At 37.3% G+C, this 17,241-nt stretch carries 15 protein-coding genes; 5 read left to right on the top strand and 10 right to left on the bottom strand.

Annotated features, from left to right (window positions below; genetic code table 11):
- Positions 1-30: 30 nt before the first annotated feature.
- Positions 31-2,925 (top strand): Tn3 family transposase, encoded by a 2,895-nt coding sequence (locus tag DX873_RS06690; protein WP_116183696.1) that lies wholly within the window; start codon positions 31-33, stop codon positions 2,923-2,925.
- A gap of 346 nt (positions 2,926-3,271) precedes the next feature.
- Here the strand turns inward: DX873_RS06690 and DX873_RS06685 are convergent, their stop codons facing one another.
- From DX873_RS06685 to DX873_RS06640, 10 genes are all read right to left on the bottom strand, one after another.
- Entirely contained in the window at positions 3,272-5,719 is a 2,448-nt protein-coding gene (locus tag DX873_RS06685; protein WP_161594430.1) for an AAA family ATPase, read from the bottom strand.
- Positions 5,703-5,885 (bottom strand): hypothetical protein, encoded by a 183-nt coding sequence (locus DX873_RS06680; protein ID WP_116183694.1) that lies wholly within the window; start codon positions 5,883-5,885, stop codon positions 5,703-5,705. Before DX873_RS06680 ends, DX873_RS06685 begins: the two co-directional genes overlap by 17 nt.
- Positions 5,886-5,891: 6 nt before the next feature.
- The gene (locus DX873_RS06675; protein WP_116183693.1) at positions 5,892-6,347 is read right to left on the bottom strand and encodes a hypothetical protein; all 456 of its coding nucleotides are present in this window, start codon (positions 6,345-6,347) and stop codon (positions 5,892-5,894) included.
- A gap of 2 nt (positions 6,348-6,349) precedes the next feature.
- A complete protein-coding gene (locus DX873_RS06670; RefSeq protein WP_116183692.1) occupies positions 6,350-8,344 on the bottom strand; it encodes a site-specific DNA-methyltransferase in 1,995 nt (664 codons plus the stop codon).
- On the bottom strand, positions 8,344-11,064 hold the full coding sequence (locus DX873_RS06665) for a restriction endonuclease (protein ID WP_116183691.1): 2,721 nt from the start codon (positions 11,062-11,064) through the stop codon (positions 8,344-8,346). Before DX873_RS06665 ends, DX873_RS06670 begins: the two co-directional genes overlap by 1 nt.
- Before the next feature lie 5 nt (positions 11,065-11,069).
- Positions 11,070-11,381: a helix-turn-helix domain-containing protein gene (locus DX873_RS06660; RefSeq protein ID WP_116183690.1), complete on the bottom strand. Its 312-nt coding sequence runs from the start codon at positions 11,379-11,381 to the stop codon at positions 11,070-11,072.
- Between the two features lie 369 nt (positions 11,382-11,750).
- A complete protein-coding gene (locus DX873_RS06655; protein ID WP_097046678.1) occupies positions 11,751-12,332 on the bottom strand; it encodes a toxin-antitoxin system YwqK family antitoxin in 582 nt (193 codons plus the stop codon).
- A gap of 168 nt (positions 12,333-12,500) precedes the next feature.
- Positions 12,501-13,082, bottom strand: coding sequence for a toxin-antitoxin system YwqK family antitoxin (locus DX873_RS06650; protein ID WP_097046678.1), 582 nt, complete (start codon positions 13,080-13,082; stop codon positions 12,501-12,503).
- A gap of 219 nt (positions 13,083-13,301) precedes the next feature.
- The gene (locus DX873_RS06645; protein ID WP_116183688.1) at positions 13,302-13,868 is read right to left on the bottom strand and encodes a DUF3575 domain-containing protein; all 567 of its coding nucleotides are present in this window, start codon (positions 13,866-13,868) and stop codon (positions 13,302-13,304) included.
- 21 nt (positions 13,869-13,889) lie between these two features.
- Positions 13,890-14,297 (bottom strand): hypothetical protein, encoded by a 408-nt coding sequence (locus tag DX873_RS06640; RefSeq protein ID WP_116183687.1) that lies wholly within the window; start codon positions 14,295-14,297, stop codon positions 13,890-13,892.
- A gap of 133 nt (positions 14,298-14,430) precedes the next feature.
- On the opposite strand from DX873_RS06640, the gene xerA reads away from it, so the two are divergent.
- From xerA to DX873_RS06620, 4 genes are all read left to right on the top strand, one after another.
- Positions 14,431-15,249 (top strand): site-specific tyrosine recombinase/integron integrase, encoded by an 819-nt coding sequence (gene xerA, locus DX873_RS06635; protein WP_136567480.1) that lies wholly within the window; start codon positions 14,431-14,433, stop codon positions 15,247-15,249.
- A 121-nt stretch (positions 15,250-15,370) separates the two neighbouring features.
- Entirely contained in the window at positions 15,371-15,958 is a 588-nt protein-coding gene (locus DX873_RS06630) for a recombinase family protein (protein WP_093980791.1), read from the top strand.
- Positions 15,959-15,966: 8 nt separating this feature from the next.
- Positions 15,967-16,758, top strand: coding sequence for an AAA family ATPase (locus tag DX873_RS06625; RefSeq protein WP_116183686.1), 792 nt, complete (start codon positions 15,967-15,969; stop codon positions 16,756-16,758).
- A 19-nt stretch (positions 16,759-16,777) separates the two neighbouring features.
- Positions 16,778-16,942 carry a type II toxin-antitoxin system HicB family antitoxin gene (locus tag DX873_RS06620; protein ID WP_093980789.1) on the top strand — a complete coding sequence of 55 codons (165 nt, stop codon included), beginning with the start codon at positions 16,778-16,780 and terminating at the stop codon, positions 16,940-16,942.
- Positions 16,943-17,241 lie beyond the last annotated feature (299 nt).

Below are 17,241 nucleotides of genomic sequence, written 5' to 3'. Positions count from 1 at the left end.
CATAATCCTTAAATTGTCAAAAAGTCAAAAATGGAAGACAATTTAAGCACAAACTGGTTTATAAGTTACGACGAAGCAGAACTACTTAAAAACAAGAGATACCCACATAAACTGGCATTTGCACTGCAGTTAAAGAATTATTCGGAAACCGGTGCCTTCATATCGAAAGAAAAGGACATAAGATCTGATTTGATCGATCATCTCTGTACCCAATTACATACGAATCCATCGATTTTGAAAGATTATAATTGGATGTCAAGTACGGCCAAAAGGCACCGTTCAGAGATTCTGATGTTCTTAAAAATTGGACGTCCAGGCGCAGTCGACCAACAAGAATTGAGATTTTTGATGTGCGACCAATTGTTCCCGACAGGCATCCAAAAGGAAGAGGCGAACGATCTTGCCAAAAAATGGTATTTCGAGAAAAGGTTAAAGTGTCCTCCGGAAAATGCCCTTTACAGAGAAATAGCGTCTGCCTTTGCCGACTTTGAAAATAAGCTGTTCACCCATGTTGCCTCACTTTTGGGAAGAGGAACGACTGAACTGTTCGACCGCTGCCTTAGAAGTGAACCACATGAAAATGGTTCGTTCACCTGGATTCGTTCCGACCCTGGCCGTACCAGTCTAGCTACCATTCTCAGCGAACTGGACAAATTGTCGTTTATCGAGGACTGCGGATTGCCCGCAAAAGAAATCGGCGGGATACATCCCAAGATTCGGGAAAGGCTTTACAAAAGGATAGCCTCCGAGTCGGCCTGGGAAATAAGGCGGCACCCACCATACATAAGGGATACCTTGATGTGCATCTTTCTTTATGTCAGAAGGCAGAAAATCATCGATGACCTTGTGGACCTGTTCATCCTCCTAGTGGGAAAGCTATCAAAGAAGGCGAAAAAGAAAGTGGAGACCGTATTGGTAAAGGAAATGAAACGGGTCTATGGCAAGACGACACTTTTGGCACGAATTGCTAAGGCATCATTGAAAGACCCTAAAGGCACCATCACCAAAGTAATATTTCCAATTGCCAGCAAAGCGAAACTCTCCGATATCGTCAAAGAGCACAAATATTCCGGAAAGGGTTTTAAAAATGAGATACACAACTTGGTGCGTTCCAGTTATTCCTCCCACTATCGGAGAATGGTGCCACAGATATTGGGCAGTCTGACCTTTAGGTCAAATAATGATTCACACGCGCCCATCTTGGATGCCATCGACTGGCTCATGGAGAACCCAGTACACAACTCAAAGTTTTCTCTTGCCGATGGTTCGGTTCCCACATCGGATATTATCAGGCCCAGTTTTATAAAACTTATCAAAGGGATGGGCAAAGGTGATATGGACCGAGTGGATTATGAAATAGCCGTCCTCGAAGCTTTGAGAAAACGACTTCGGTGCAAGGAGATATGGGTGGAAGGGGCGGATAAATACCGTAATCCCGATGAGGACGTTCCCATGGATTTCAATATTAACAGGAAATTCTACTATGACCGGTTGGGCGTTGAGAACGACCCGGCAGAGTTTACTAGCGGACTGAAGGAAGAAATGGAGACCGCATTGAGAATGTTGAACGAGAACCTGCCATCCAACAAATATGTAAGGTTAAGGCAGTCGGGAGTTAAGAATATCGTACTCTCTCCCTCGGATCCTCTCATGGATCCACCTAATATAAGTGCGCTCAAGGGAGAGGTCCAATCCAAATGGCCAATGACCTCCCTTTTGGATATACTTCGCGAGGCGGACAGTTGGTCCAGCTTTACAAAATCGTTCAAAAGTGTGAGGACTTCGGAACGGTTGTCGCCCGAACAGCTCAGGAAAAGGTTGCTTTTGGTGCTCTACGGCCTTGGAACCAATATGGGGCTCAATCGTCTGGCATCGGGCAACCAAGTCAGTTACAAGGAGCTCCGCCATGTCAAGAACGCCTATATCCATAAGGATTCCCTGCGTAGGGCGATCAGGGAAGTCGCCAATGGGACATTCTTGGTCAAGGACACCAAACTTTGGGGCGAGGCCACCACCTCATGTGCCTCGGATTCAAAGAAGTTTGGTTCTTGGGACCAGAACCTGATGACGGAATGGCACATAAGGTACGGGGGAAAAGGTGTAATGATCTATTGGCATGTCGACACCCGCTCAACCTGTATCTATTCCCAACTGAAGAAATGCTCCTCCTCTGAGGTGGCAAATATGATAGAGGGGGTGCTCAAGCACTGTACCGATATGAAGGTTGAAAAACAGTTTGTGGACACCCATGGCCAGAGCGAGGTCGCCTTTGCCTTTTGCAGGCTATTGGGGTTTGAGCTGATGCCAAGGTTGAAGAGCATCGCCTCACAGAAACTTTACCTTCCGGATATTTCCCTAAAGAAAGAGCTCAAAAACCTTTTGCCCATACTAAATAGGGGCATTAAATGGGAAATCATAGAAAGGCAATATGATGAAATGGTAAAATACACCGCCGCCCTGGAACAGGGAACGGCCGACCCCGAATCGATTTTGAAAAGGTTCACTAGGGGAAACGAAAGCCATCCGATCTACAGGGCCCTTCAGGAATTGGGGAAGGCCGTGAAAACGATATTCCTTTGCCGTTACTTGGCCGATGAAAATGTTCGGAGGGAAATACACGGGGGCCTGAACGTGATAGAGAATTGGAACTCTGCGAACGGTTTCATCTTTTTCGGAAAAAGTGGAGAGGTTTCATCGAACCGTTTGGAAGAGCAGGAACTGTCGGTACTGGCATTACATCTGCTCCAGAACTGCCTGGTCTATGTCAATACACTTATGATACAACGTGTGGTGGCCGAAAACGGATGGATGGAAAGATTTGACAAGGAAGATTATCGTGCATTGAGCCCATTGATACATGCCCATGTGAACCCCTATGGAAAGTTTGAGTTGGATATGGACAAAAACCTTGGACTTGCTGTATAGGTCGATTATCTCTGTGCCAAAAAAGGTTCGTTTTATGACACTACAACGACCCGGCTAAGAAACGTAGGGGAGTTTGAAATACTGCCCTTTCAGTTTAGCACTTAGCCAAGCCAAATATTTTTATAATTATCTTTCTTTTTTCATTATCAAAATTTTGGTTTGGCGGACTTGATTAAAAACTCCAAACTTTCAATTTACCATCGAAACCCCTATGTTTTTTTAGCCATTGTTACCCACCGTTTTCATTGCTTTTCAGCGTTGGCAAAGGCATACTCTTTGACAAGTTTTGGTTCGTGCGGTTGGCTTTTGAGCGACTTGGCAATGTGTATGACTTTTAGGATTAGCATTATTTCTTGTTCCAGTCGTATTTTGTTTCACCACAACCTCCACATCTTATTTTCTTTGCAACAGTGTCATAATTCTTTAGTGATACCATTGGTCTTTTACAGTCCGATTGTTCGCAAATGAATATTTTTTCCAATTCAAGGATGTCAGCCCAGAATGCTTTTAAATCCCCAATTTTAGGATTAAATGGATTGTCATGTGAAGAAATGTTTCCCAATATTGCCGAACTTTCTATGCGGTCAATGACTGGAAATTTTGCTTTTAATTCTGTACTACACTTTTTGATTTCTGATTTAATCCCCATAATCAATTCGTAAGGCATTCTATGCTCGTTCGAATCATTATACTGAAAACTTAATTTAGCTTCAATATTTAGGGCAATTTCCTTCAATGAGTGTTCAAGGTATCTGCGAATAGGATTCCCTAAATTCTCTATTTTACTGTCGGCTAGATTTGTTTCTATTCTTTCTCTTAAATCTCTTGGCTCTTCGTCAAGATATGTTCCTTTATCTTCTGTCCATTTAATCTCGTTAATTAGCCAGCCTTTCTTTTTTGCTAGTGGACTTACAAAATTTGTAAACCAATCGGCTTCATGAGTAAGTAAAATGATTTGATATTTTGAGAATTTTTCAAAAATCAATTCTGCAAAGCGTTTTCGGTGGTTAGAATCAAAACTTGAAATAACATCATCAAGTAGGATAAATTCGTTCTTATCGTTAAAGGCATTTACAGAAGCCAAAAAGAATGATAATCCAAAACAGTTCAAATGAGATTCACTAAAGTACTTTTGTGGCGGTGAAACCCAATTACCGTTGTACTTGTACTCAATTGTAATTCCGTTTAGTTCATCCTCATCACCAATAGTTACAATTTTAATCTCCTGAAAAGGCTCATCAGGATTCATGTATTGATAATATTCGTTGATTTTGCCTGAGAAATTGGTGATGAAATTTTCAAGTCCTTCTTTTTGAACTTTTACAAATTCATTATAGATTATTTCTAAGGACTTACGCTGTTTCTCCAGTTTTGCCTTTTGCTTTTCAAACAGTTTTATTTTTAGAAACGCGTCTTTAGAGGCAGAAATATTTGAATACAGAACTGCGGAATTGTCTTTCTTAAAAATTTCCTGTATTTGCTTAATTCTTGAAGCTATTGCCTTTTGAAACTCAAAATCTGAGGTTAAAAGTTTAAGTGTTTCCGCTTTTGGAATTTTATTACCTGAGGTTACTCGCTCAACACTTGCCTTTTGATATTCAGTGATTTTTTCTTTTAAATCCGTGAAGCCTTTCTTAATGAGTTTACTTTCCTCAATTTCAACAAGGGGATCTAAAAGAACGGTTTCCAACCTCTTAATTCGTTCAATGGTTATTGAATTAACTAATTGTTTTGCCTTATCAAATGATGCTTTTTTCTTAGAAGATTCTTCAATCTCTTTTAATCTAATGGCAATTTCTGCACGAAGTTCTTCAATGCTTTTGGGTTGCAAACAAAGAGGGCAGTTATCCGTCTTATGATACTTTTTAGCTAAAACGGTATCACCTGTTTTTAATAATTCACCTAAAAAAGTTTGCATGATGCTTTCAACATCATTTGCAATAAGTTCAAATTCATCAAAATATTTCGTGTATTCGGAATCAATAAATTCTACCTCTGATTTGAGTGTGTCCAATGCCGTGTTTGCTTTTTCTAAAAAAGCCAATTCCTTATTGAGTTTATTATTTGTTGCGTTTTTTAGGTGTGCTAGAACTTTATCAATATCCTCAAATTTCTTAACCTCAATGCCTGTTTTTAAGGGTTTGATTTTTTCGTTTATCTTTTCAAATAAATTTTCTTCTTGGCTAATAGCAGCACCTAATTTTTCAATAAGAGTTCCTTTTTGAATATTCGTTTGAGCTTCAAAATTTTGGTTCTTGATTTCGGTTTTTATCGAATTGTAGCTTTTTTTGAGAACCTCCTTCTTTTTAGTTACTTCCGAAAAACCAATAATGTCCGATAAGTACTTTAGTTTATCACTTTTTGTGTTGTCAATAAAATCGGTCAGATATTGATAACGCAACAGGAGGTTTTCTTCCTTTGAAAGCTCCAAATATTTTTTAAAATCATCAGAAGAATTAGAAAAATCCGTAGTTAGATTATCTCTTTTATAGAAAAGGGTTTTGGAACAATCAATATCAGTTTCTTTAACGAATGACACTTTAACTTCAGAAACATCATCTTTACCGAGTCCAGAGTTTCTTAAAGCATCTTTTAGGTCTATTTCACTATTACTGGATAAATGCGATACACGATTTGTGTAAAACCACTCAAGTGCATCTGAAATACTACTTTTTCCTGTTCCGTTATCACCATAGAGAACAATTGATTTGCCTTTTAATGGCAATTCCAAACTGTCTTTTGCCCCTCTAATACCTTTGATGGTAATACTATTTATTTTAGTCTTTATCGCCATCTCGTAGTTGTTGAAGTTCATTTTTAACATTGGTATCAGTCAACTTATCTTCTTGATAAAGTCTTTCCAACATTTTAGCAATGTCCGTATCAACATTTTCAATTTTCTCAATTCCATTGAAAAAATCGTCCAATATTTCTTTTCCAGATTTTACATTTTCTGCCATACTGTATTATTTAAAGTATTTCCAATCAATTTTAAAACTGGAAGTGAGTGTTTTATTTTGAATTTCAAAACCTGATTTATTATTACAAATAGGGTAAACTCCATATTGTTCCACAAAATCCAAAATGAAGTAGCTTTCCAAATCTTCGATACGGAATTGCCAAATATTTTTGAGCATTTCAAAATTGATATAGGTAAATAGTAAAGGTTCTACTTTTCTGTAATTGGTTAACCCCAGGTTTTTCGATTTACAATCAAAATGTCCCAATAAGCGTCTGCCAATGCTATTAGTTTTCTTCTCGCTCATACCTATATAAAGTAGTTTTGATTTATCAAAAGGGTATTGAATATCAATGGTCTGGCTAAAAATGAAGTACAGACCTGCAATGCCATTTAATGGCTGAATATTACTCGGCTCAAATGACAATGGGCGGTCAAAATATATGGTTACTTCATTACTCATTCCTAAAAAGCATTAAACTTATCGCCCATAGCGTGTTTCAGGTTCCATTTTTTGGTAGTGTCCAAAGCACGTTCAAGCACGATCAATTTTTGGTCGGTATGTGTTTTGAAATGTTCTACCGTTTCATCTGAAATGGTTACGTCCAAACAAATCAGGGTTTCTTTGTCACCGTCAGAAGCTAGTAAAATCTCATTCTTTTTAAATTCTTCTTGTTTGGTTAACGAGTAATTGAGTTTGAAGCCATTTTTGATTAAAATTTCGGTTATCAATTCATCCCTGTTGAAAGCTGTAACCAATTGAGCTTCTTTGTCTCGAATATATTTTTTGAGTGCCTCAATATTTTCTTCTTCCGTTTTTTCAGGATCGGGAGCGTATTCTACTCTAGGGAAATTTGATTTTTTGAGTTTGAAAACTTTAAAACCAAGACCATTTAATTGGTCTTGGTCATTTTCCTTTTTACTGAACAAATCAGGTTGAGCCTCTTTTTTTTCTTTGATAATTTTTTCAACTACACGTTTATTCCGTTCTATGGTGATGTCGCTTATTTTTTTGAATCCGTTTTTAAATGCGATACTTGATTCTGGACATTTTTCTGGTAGCTGAATAGCTATAAACTTAATGTCTTTGTCAGTGTTATTATTCAATTCGAAAACCGATTGTCCCGTAGTGCCTGAGCCTGCAAAAAAATCTAAAACAGTGTCACCTTTCTCAACGGTTAGTTCAATACATCTTTTAACTAATTCAACAGGTTTCGGGAAATCAAACTCACCATCAAACCCTAAGTTTTTAACTTCTACTGTTCCTGTTTCGGTAAGAAATGCATTATCATCCCATATAGACTTTGGTTTGTAAGTTGTTTTTCTATATTTTTCGTACACACCAAAACTGCCATCTCCCTTTTCCTTACCAACAACATTGCTTAGCAAAGTGTTAGTGTTTACATTGTCTTCAAATTTTGTTGTCCCCCAACGCCAGCAAGATTCAATGCCTTTTGAGTTAAATGGTTCAATTTTAACATTGTATTCATCTGTCTTTTTTAACGAAATTGGGAAGAAACCATCTTTATCAGCTAATTTGGTATTTGCATAAATAGGATAGAATAAATTTGGACGATTATGTTTACCAAATTTGGGATTTCGATTTCTTAATTCACGAATATTGAAATTTCCGATATCGTCTTTAAGATTCAAATCTGAGTTTGCTGCATCTTTTTCAAGTTCAATTAAATCACCATCAATCGACTTTGTGTAAATAAGGATATATTCATGTGTCTTTGCTATCTGGTTGTATGTTTGTCCCCTGCTGTTAGCACGAACAATTATTTGAGAGTAGAAATTATCCTCACCAAAAACTTCATCGCATAATTTTCTTAGATGGTGTATTTCATTGTCATCTAATGATATAAAAATGACTCCATCTTCCCGTAACAACTGTCTCGCAACAAGCAATCTGCTATACATCATATCCAGCCAGTTACTGTGAAAACGACCTTCAGTTTCAATGTTGGTGTCAATCTTGAGACCATTCTCTATCATTTCTGCATCCTCCCAGTATTCTTTTCTATCTTGATTGAACTTATCGGAATAAACAAAGTCATTTCCTGTGTTGTAAGGAGGGTCAATGTAAATGCACTTTACTTGCTCACGGTAGCTGTTACTTAGTAATTTTAGTACCGCCAAATTCTCACCTTCAATAATCAGATTTTCACTTTCGGCAGGGTTTACGCTTCTTTTTTCATCATAAACCAAAGTAGCATCAGTAGGGGTGAAAGCTTCTCTTTTCGCATTGCTTTTGCCAAACCATCTAAACTCGTAACGTTCAGTTTCATTTACGTTTTTCGGGTCAACCACTTTTTTAAGTTCGTTGATGTTTAGCTGTCCATCATTGGTAAAGAGGTCAGGCATTAATTGCTTTAGCTGTTCCAAACGTTCATTGTTCCAATCGTGTGACTGTACCTTTTCCATTGGGTTATCTGTGGTTTCTTTTTCCTTATTCATTATGCTTTTTCAATTAATGCGTTAATATCTTTTTGAGCTTCTGTTTTAAAATACTGATAGTCTTTTACAGGAGCTTTGTACTGTACTTCTACACCAAGCGTGGCAAAATGCTTTACAGCACATTTTATTTTATAAATCTCACTTTCTTTGAGAGCCTTTTTGTTGTTGATGTCGTTTGTTCCTTTGGTTTCAATCACAAAATAAAACTCGCTTTCTTTTCCGTTTCTCAGGCTTTTCCGCTTCATCACAATTCCGAAATCGGGTTCGTATTCGCCAATAGGTGTTTGAATTTTGTAGTAAGACGGAAGTTTAAGAAAACAAACCACTTCATCATCTAAATCGGTGGCTTTGGCAAAGGATTTTTCTACGTCACTATCCACCAACATTTTATCGAAAATGCCTCTTTTTGGAGTGGGTTCATATCCTTTTTCATCGATATTTTTAACGTAATCATCAAATTCAAAGGGGAAGGTTTCATCTGTCAAATGATAATCCAAACCTCTAAGCATTTCTTCCAACTCAATGTTTTTGATTAGGGAAGATGCCTGATGAATGTATTGCGGTGGATTTTTAGCAAAATGGGAATGATTGGTAATTCCGTCAATAATTCTAAAAAGAGTAGTGTAACTCAAACCTGTGTTTTCACTTAATTCTTCTACCAAATCCAAAGCCGAGAAGTAGGCTTTCAGTTTGTAACTTTCTTTGCCTCCAAATTCATCTTCAATGCCATCTTCCGTTATGGTTCCGATCGAACGGCTGCTTACTTCTGCTTCATAGTCTGCAATGTCAATGTTGTTTAAAGCTTCCTTGCTTCTTTCAATCAAAGCTTCTTCGTCAAAACTTACGGTATAGTTTGTTTTCTTGGCTAATGCAGTCCAAAAACGCTTGAATGCTTTATTCAGTTCGTCATTCGGATTTCGTTTAAAATGAACTTCATTTTGTGGTTTTCCTTTGTGTGTGTGGGTCATTCCTGCACCCGCTTTGGAAGTTCCGTAAACTTCTTTTATCTCTTCCTGGTACTGCGTTACAAAGGTTTCGTAGGTTTCATTTGGAATAACGGTCAATTGATTAATACGCTCATCATCTGCGACATTCAGTTTATCGTAAACTCGGTGTCCTTCACTGTTGACACAAATTCGCAAACCTCTACCTATTTCCTGTCTCTTTTTAATTTCGGAGTAGGAGTTACTAAGTGTAGCAATATTGAAAATATTTGGATTGTCCCAACCAACACCCAAAGCGGAATGCGAGAAGATAAACTCAATTCTATTGGCAACTGAATCACCATAAGACAACAATTCTTTCTTATCTCTCAGAATTGCATCAAATACTTCTGAGTTTTTTCGCATGGAGTTTTCATTGTCGGTAAATTCGCCTTTTCCTGTTTGAGCAAAATAAAATCCTTGGATTGCATCAATATGCTCTGCGGTGGGTTCTTTACCGTCATGAAATTCGGGGTATAGTGTTTTGTATTTTTCGATAAATAGATTTTTGATTGTGGGATCTTCACTCACATAGTTGGAAACTCTATCAATAAAAATCAGTGAAAGGCATTTTATGCCTTGTTCCTTTAATTTTTGTTTTTTGGTAAAATGACGTAGAATGAGCCATTCCAATTGCAAAGCCCAAACGCTTTGAATGTTTCCAGATGTTTGTTTTTCAAGAATTTCGGTTCCATTGGTAAAAGAAACAGACCATTTTCCAGTTCTCAAACTTTTATTGATGCGTTCAATTTTGTATTTGAGGTAGCTTGGGTTATTGGTAACTTCTCCAAGGTTATCGCCATCTTTCAACCATTTTGTGTCTTTGAATTCTATTTTCCCACTTGCTAATTGATGCCACGCTTTAATTTTAGCTTGTATTGGATTTTTTCCGTTTTTGGTTTCAGAAAGTTCCAGTTTCAAAGTGGCTTCATCATTTTTTTCTGTAACTGTTAATACTTCTATCTTTTTTACCAATCCTTCTTTATAGCTGTCATAAGGTGTTAAACGATAGACTTTATTGACTGAAACTTTATGTGTGGCGGAATATCTTAGTTTAAAAAGTGGATTGAGTTTTTTAATCCTTTCTACGGAATTCTCTGTGTCCATTCCTTCCTGTGGTTCATCCATAATGATGATTGGATTTGTTTTTCCAATAGCATCAATAAAAGGAATGTTGGAGAATAGGTCTTCTCGTTGTGCACGATTCAAAATTCTATCGTCAGAAGCGAATGATGCCAACGTCATCACCATTATCTGAGGGTGTTGCTCCTCAATAAAATTGGTTACTTTATTCAGCTTTTTACTGTCGTATTCAAAGGATTTGGGAGTAAAACCATAAATTTCTTCCAACTGTTTTTCAAAGGTTGAAATGGCACTTAGCACCCCTTGTCTAATGGCTACAGAGGGAACAAGAATAATGAACTTGGTAAAACCATAGTGCTTGAACAATTCGTAAACGGTTTTAATGTAAACAAGTGTTTTACCTGTTCCAGTCTCCATTTCGATAGTTAACTCCTGTAATTCGCTGAGTTTAGCGGTTTCTTCATCAATGCCATTTTCGATTATTACAGATTTGATGTTTTCCGCTAATTGTTCTTTTGAAAGTGAGCAAACATTTGAGCGAATACCTTCAAAGCAAGCATTGTCAAACGTGTTTTTGTTGTTGCCATCAAAAACATTAACCACAGATTTGATGGCTATTTGCTGGTACTCTAATTCTTCTAATTTTATTTCCATCAATCTCAGCTATTGTTTTTGTTATTGTATTTCATTTTTTGTTCAGCCGCTTTAAGTGCTTTGCTTCCCAATTCTTCATCTTTTATTTCGTAAAGAATTTTTTCACTCAGGAATTGAACAATCAAATCTTCTTCGTCTAATTCGAGAATTTCAGCAAGTTTTATGATTTGCTCTTTACTTGCTTTTCTTTCACTTCTTTCAATCTTGCTAAGTATTGCAGTGTCTATGTCAAGCATAGCGGCTACTTGCCTAAGCAACAATCCTTTTTTTTCTCTTTCTTCGCGAAGTATTTCTCCTGTTGTCTTGCTTTCTTTCATTTGTGAAATATCACTTGATTATTTTATTTTGACAATAAGTGTCAAATATAATTAGTCTTTTTGGTAATTCCTTGAAATTGTTCTCCGAACTTATTAACAGTCTGGGAGCGGTGGGAAAATTTATACTCTTTTGGTTTTTTGTGGAGGGCTTGTGAGTTGGCAAAAACCAAATGTGTATAAATGTGCGGTGGGCTTTTTCCTAATGGTGGGTAACGGTCTCGTATAACCGTCAGTTACGGGTTAATATGCGTTAATTTTCGGTTTAGCACTGGCTTTAGCAATTCCGAGTGGATTCGCTTGAGCCTGCCCTGAGCTTGTCGAAGGGTAGTCGAATCCGCCGTAATTGCGGTTATACAATGTTGGCAAACGTTATTCTTTAACATATTTTCCATTCTTATAATTATACGTTTCCAATAAATTTCCGTCAATGTCATATACTTTCATTGTTCCATTTCCATTTTTGAATGTCCCTTTATCCAGTTCATTTCCCTGACCATCATAGCAAGAAATTATTTTTACTAATCTTTCATTGTCCCATTCACGTTCAGTATAAATTGAGCCATTAGTATGATACCATTTCCAAATTCCGTTTCTTTTTCCGTCAATTAAGGTTCCAATTCCCTCTCTCTTTCCGTTTGGATGATAAAAATTCCATTCGCCAGTTTGTTTTCCGTTGTTGAATTTTCCAATTTGTCTCAATTGTCCGTTTTCGTGAAATATTTTCCATTCGCCAGTTTCTTTTCCATTCAAATATTTCCCGATTTGGAATATTTCTCCACATTCATAATATTGTTTCCACATTCCGGTTTTTAAATCATTTGCAACCTTTCCTTTAGCTTTCAAAGTACCACTTTCGTAAAACTCTTTTTTTGTTCCACAGGATAAGGTTAGAAGTGTAATAAATATTATAATTTTCTTATTCATTAATTTTCTCTTAATAGCTTTGGTCATAATGTTTGCCAACGGTCTCGTATAACCGTCAGTTACGGGTTAATATGCGTTAATTTTCGGTTTAGCACTGGCTTTAGCAATTCCGAGTGGATTCGCTTGAGCCTGCCCTGAGCTTGTCGAAGGGTAGTCGAATCCGCCGTAATTGCGGTTATACAATGTTGGCAAACGTTATTCTTTAACATATTTTCCATTCTTATAATTATACGTTTCCAATAAATTTCCGTCAATGTCATATACTTTCATTGTTCCATTTCCATTTTTGAATGTCCCTTTATCCAGTTCATTTCCCTGACCATCATAGCAAGAAATTATTTTTACTAATCTTTCATTGTCCCATTCACGTTCAGTATAAATTGAGCCATTAGTATGATACCATTTCCAAATTCCGTTTCTTTTTCCGTCAATTAAGGTTCCAATTCCCTCTCTCTTTCCGTTTGGATGATAAAAATTCCATTCGCCAGTTTGTTTTCCGTTGTTGAATTTTCCAATTTGTCTCAATTGTCCGTTTTCGTGAAATATTTTCCATTCGCCAGTTTCTTTTCCATTCAAATATTTCCCGATTTGGAATATTTCTCCACATTCATAATATTGTTTCCACATTCCGGTTTTTAAATCATTTGCAACCTTTCCTTTAGCTTTCAAAGTACCACTTTCGTAAAACTCTTTTTTTGTTCCACAGGATAAGGTTAGAAGTGTAATAAATATTATAATTTTCTTATTCATTAATTTTCTCTTAATAGCTTTGGTCATAATGTTTGCCAACGGTCTTGTGTATGAAACGTAGCGTGTAAAAAGACGCTAACTTTTCGGATTAACACAGAGCCGAATTTTTATATTTTGTTTTATCTTATTAATTTTAAAAGCCAAATTTAAAAATTTGGCGGTCTTTGCAAATAAGCAATATCCTCTCGGAAAGCCTATAATAGCTATGTTTTATACACGTTGTTGTAAAACGTTTTTTTATTCAAATTAAAATCGGTAGCCGATACTCAATGCACGACGATTAACAACATTATGGTCTGTTTTGTCAGAATTAAATAAATTTGCTCCCATACCAACTAAAATTTCAAAAGCAATTCCGCTTTTAGTTACCCATTTGCTCCCAATACTTAAACCAAGCGACAAATCAAGCACATCAGGACCTTCATTTAAAGTGATATTTCCATCCATATCAGTTAATTGTTTTCCATCGGTTGAACCAAAAGTTCCAAATCCCTCAACAAAAAAGCCAGAAGCATATCTTTTACCAAAGTATCTCCTATAAAAAGATGAAATAAGAAAATTTGTATCCTCATCATTTATTGTGTTCCCATCATTTTTTTTGCTGAAAACATACAATCCGGTAATTCCAATTGAAGATTTTTTATTTAAATTTCTTTCGTAAGTTGTTTCAAAAGCCCCTAACGCTGTAAAATAAGCATTAAGTTTTATTTCATTTTTCTTCTCGTTAAAATTTCTAATAGTATCTTTTTGATTTTGTGCCTTAATGGTAAAAAAGGCAAATAAAGTTGCTATTATTAAAAATCTTCTTTTCATAAAAATGGTGAGTTAAAGTTCCTAAAATTTTATACCCAATTGTAAATCCAGAGGAAATCCAATAGTTAAATTTCCCGTAGTATTATGCTTAAATTCATATTCAGTTCCAATCGTTAGATAAGAGTTTGAAGGTTTCTCAATATTGAAACTTTCTGGAAAATTAGAATATATAACTGTTCTTGATTGTACACCAAAAAAAGTTGACCATTTATTTGAGAGGTCTTGTTTTAGTAAAATCGGAACTTCTAAAGTAATAAAATCCAAATTCTTTCTAATAGCGATGCCATTTTGAAGTGTTAAGTTATCTGAAATCGAGATATTCCGAAAAAGTCCAACTTTGTAGAGATTATCTTTAATTTCAAATTGCGATTCCTCTTGAGCCGAAGCAATGGACGAGAAAAATAATAGAAATAATATTAAGTTTTTCATAATGTGAATTTGTTTCGGATTGTTTTTTCAAAATGTTTTACAACTACTGGATATCCGGAAAGTTCCGCATAACCATATTGATGTTGGATAAAAATAGTACTTTTTCACTATAAATCGATATCTTCATATTATTATGTCATTGCCTGATTTTGTGAAAATATTGGAGGTTAAGCGGTATAGCAGGAACACTATAGAGAGTTACTCTTCCATCGTAAAGATGGCGACTCAATTTTTTGAAAAGCCACTGAACAAGATTGATGAAACCGAACTTCACAGGTACTTCTATCATATGGTACACACCAAGAAAGTATCCTATTCCTACCAGAAACAGGTAGCGATGGCCTTGAAGCTGTATTACAGAGAAATTTTCGGTCAGAACATTAACTTGGAATATCTATTTCCGAGTAGAAAGCCAAATAAGCTCCCCGTAGTCATCGCAAGAAAGGAAGTTCTTAAAATCATTGAAAAAGCCAACAACATCAAGCATAAGAGCATGATAGCCGTGGTCTACAGTGCAGGCTTAAGGGTAGGCGAGTTGATTGCACTTGAAATCAAGGATATAGATTCATCCAGAATGGTGATACATATTAAATCAGGAAAGGGCAACAAGGACAGGATAGTACCCTTATCTGAAAAAACCTTGTCAATGCTTCGTGAGTACTATAAAGAATATACGCCCAAACGATACCTATTTGAAGGCCAAAAGGGAGACAGGTATTCTTCGTCAAGTTTCAACAAGCTTCTCCAGGCTGCTGCCAAAAGGGCGAGAATAAATAAAAACATCACCGCGCATACCTTGAGGCACAGTTACGCAACGCACCTATTGGAAAATGGTACCGATATTAGAATCATCCAAAAACTTTTAGGGCACAATTCCATTAAGACGACCATGATTTATACCCAAGTTACTGAACCTACTTTGTTGAATGTGACAAGTCCTTTTGATGATTGAACCGCTCCATAAATTGGCCGTTTTACGGCACAGTTGAATCCGCGTCAAAAAACATTCGTTCACAGTTCCATTTGTCGTTCTTTTTAGTAGTTTCGTTATATAACCTTTTACGGAACCAAATATGACGGTCGGATATGCCAGGGTGTCCACACCCGAACAAAAGTTGGAAGCTCAGATTGCCTTGCTCGAAAAAGAGGGTTGCGAGAAAATCTATACCGATATCGCCAGCGGTACAAGAGATGATAGAAAGGGCCTGAACGAGATGCTCAAATACATGAGGAAGGGGGACACCATTCTTACCTACAAAAACGATCGTGTTTTCCGTTCCCTGAGAAACATGGTGGAACTCATAGACCGCTTCAACGAGGCCGGGGTACACTTCAAAAGTCTGAGCGAACCGGAATTCGATACGACTTCGGCAAATGGGAAATTTCTTCTACAGATCTTTGCTGCGGTTGCGGAATTCGAGAGAAACCTGATAAGTGAACGCACCAAGGTGGGTCTTGACAACGCTCGAAAAAGGAACAAACTTCTGGGCAGGCCCAAGGGTGCAAAAGTGGAAACAATTGAAAAGTACCACTACGCCAAACATCTTTATGAGAACCAAGGGGTCTCAATCGATAATGCATGCAAGCGGGCAAAATTGGGAAAGACCTCTTTCTATAGAGTGGAAAAATCACTAATGGCGGATTCAACCGTTAAACCCTGAACCGATCTATGCCGTACCTATCGTCACTTAGCGTTATAGCGGAACGGACCCATCCGTTTCCCTACGATGTCAGTGCTATCAAGTTTGCAAAGGATATCGATGTGTCCGCACCAGTCACATTTATTATAGGGGACAATGGAACGGGGAAGTCCACTTTACTTGAAACATTGGCACTTCGTTTACAACTCCCACATATGGACGGGTTCGGATATGGCAAGAATTGTTTCAAGGCGGCCCGTTCGTTGACACCTTATCTGCAATTGAACTGGAAAATTGAGAGGCCAAGGGGATTTTTCTTCAGGGCAGAGGACTTTGGTGATCTCTTGAACAGTATCGATAGGGAGGATGCCAGGCTCCACGAGTCGTTCAAGGATATCTATGGTGAAGTTCCGGACCGTATCATCCAGGAAATGAAGGATAACCAAAACTATCAGATTTATAAAATGCGGCAGAACTACGGCCAAGACCTTCAGGGGTTTTCACATGGGGAAGCTTATCTGAAAATAATGGACGATACCATAAATGGAAACGGGATATTCCTGCTGGATGAACCCGAAGCAGCATTGTCCCCATCAAAACAGTTGTCATTGCTCTATTTCATCCAAGCACACTTAAAGGCCCATATGTCCCAATTTATCATTGCCACGCATTCACCCATGCTTATGGCGTATCCCGGAGCAAATATTTATGAGGTGACGGACAAAGGAATGAACAAGGTATCATTGGAGGAAACGGAGCACTATACCATTACCAGGTCGTTCTTACAAAGTCCGGAAAGCTATCTGAGGTTTTTGAAATAACATATCCTAAATTTGATTTATGGAATACGAAATTATTTATGAGAAGAGCAGCGATGGTTGGAGTGCCTATGTACCGGAACTTCCCGGGTGTACTTCCGCTGGTGCCGATAGAGCTGAAATCGAGAATAATATCAAGGAAGCCATTGAATTGCATTTGGAACTCCTTCACGGACAAGAACACTGAAAAGAGCTTACCGTGGTTGTTCCAATAAACAAAATAGGAATCTCATTATCGCATAAACATAAAATAGAACACTTGGGCAGTACGTTCAATAAACCCTATTGCACATTACATCCATATAGACCAATAAATAAAACTGGGGAATTTAATTAATCGATAAACACCAGTGTTTTCGGTATTTCCGAGCAAAGTTTTCCGTTTATGCAGCTATGTGGTCATCGGGCGGTTTCAGCCGCTATGCGTTCACTCCCAAATCAAAGTTTATATTGGTTTCTCCTATATTTTTTCCAGTTACGGGTACG

The sequence above is a fragment of the Flagellimonas nanhaiensis genome (assembly GCF_003382275.1).
GTDB classification, from domain to species: domain Bacteria; phylum Bacteroidota; class Bacteroidia; order Flavobacteriales; family Flavobacteriaceae; genus Flagellimonas; species Flagellimonas nanhaiensis.
This window is presented reverse-complemented; position numbering and strand designations above follow the sequence as displayed.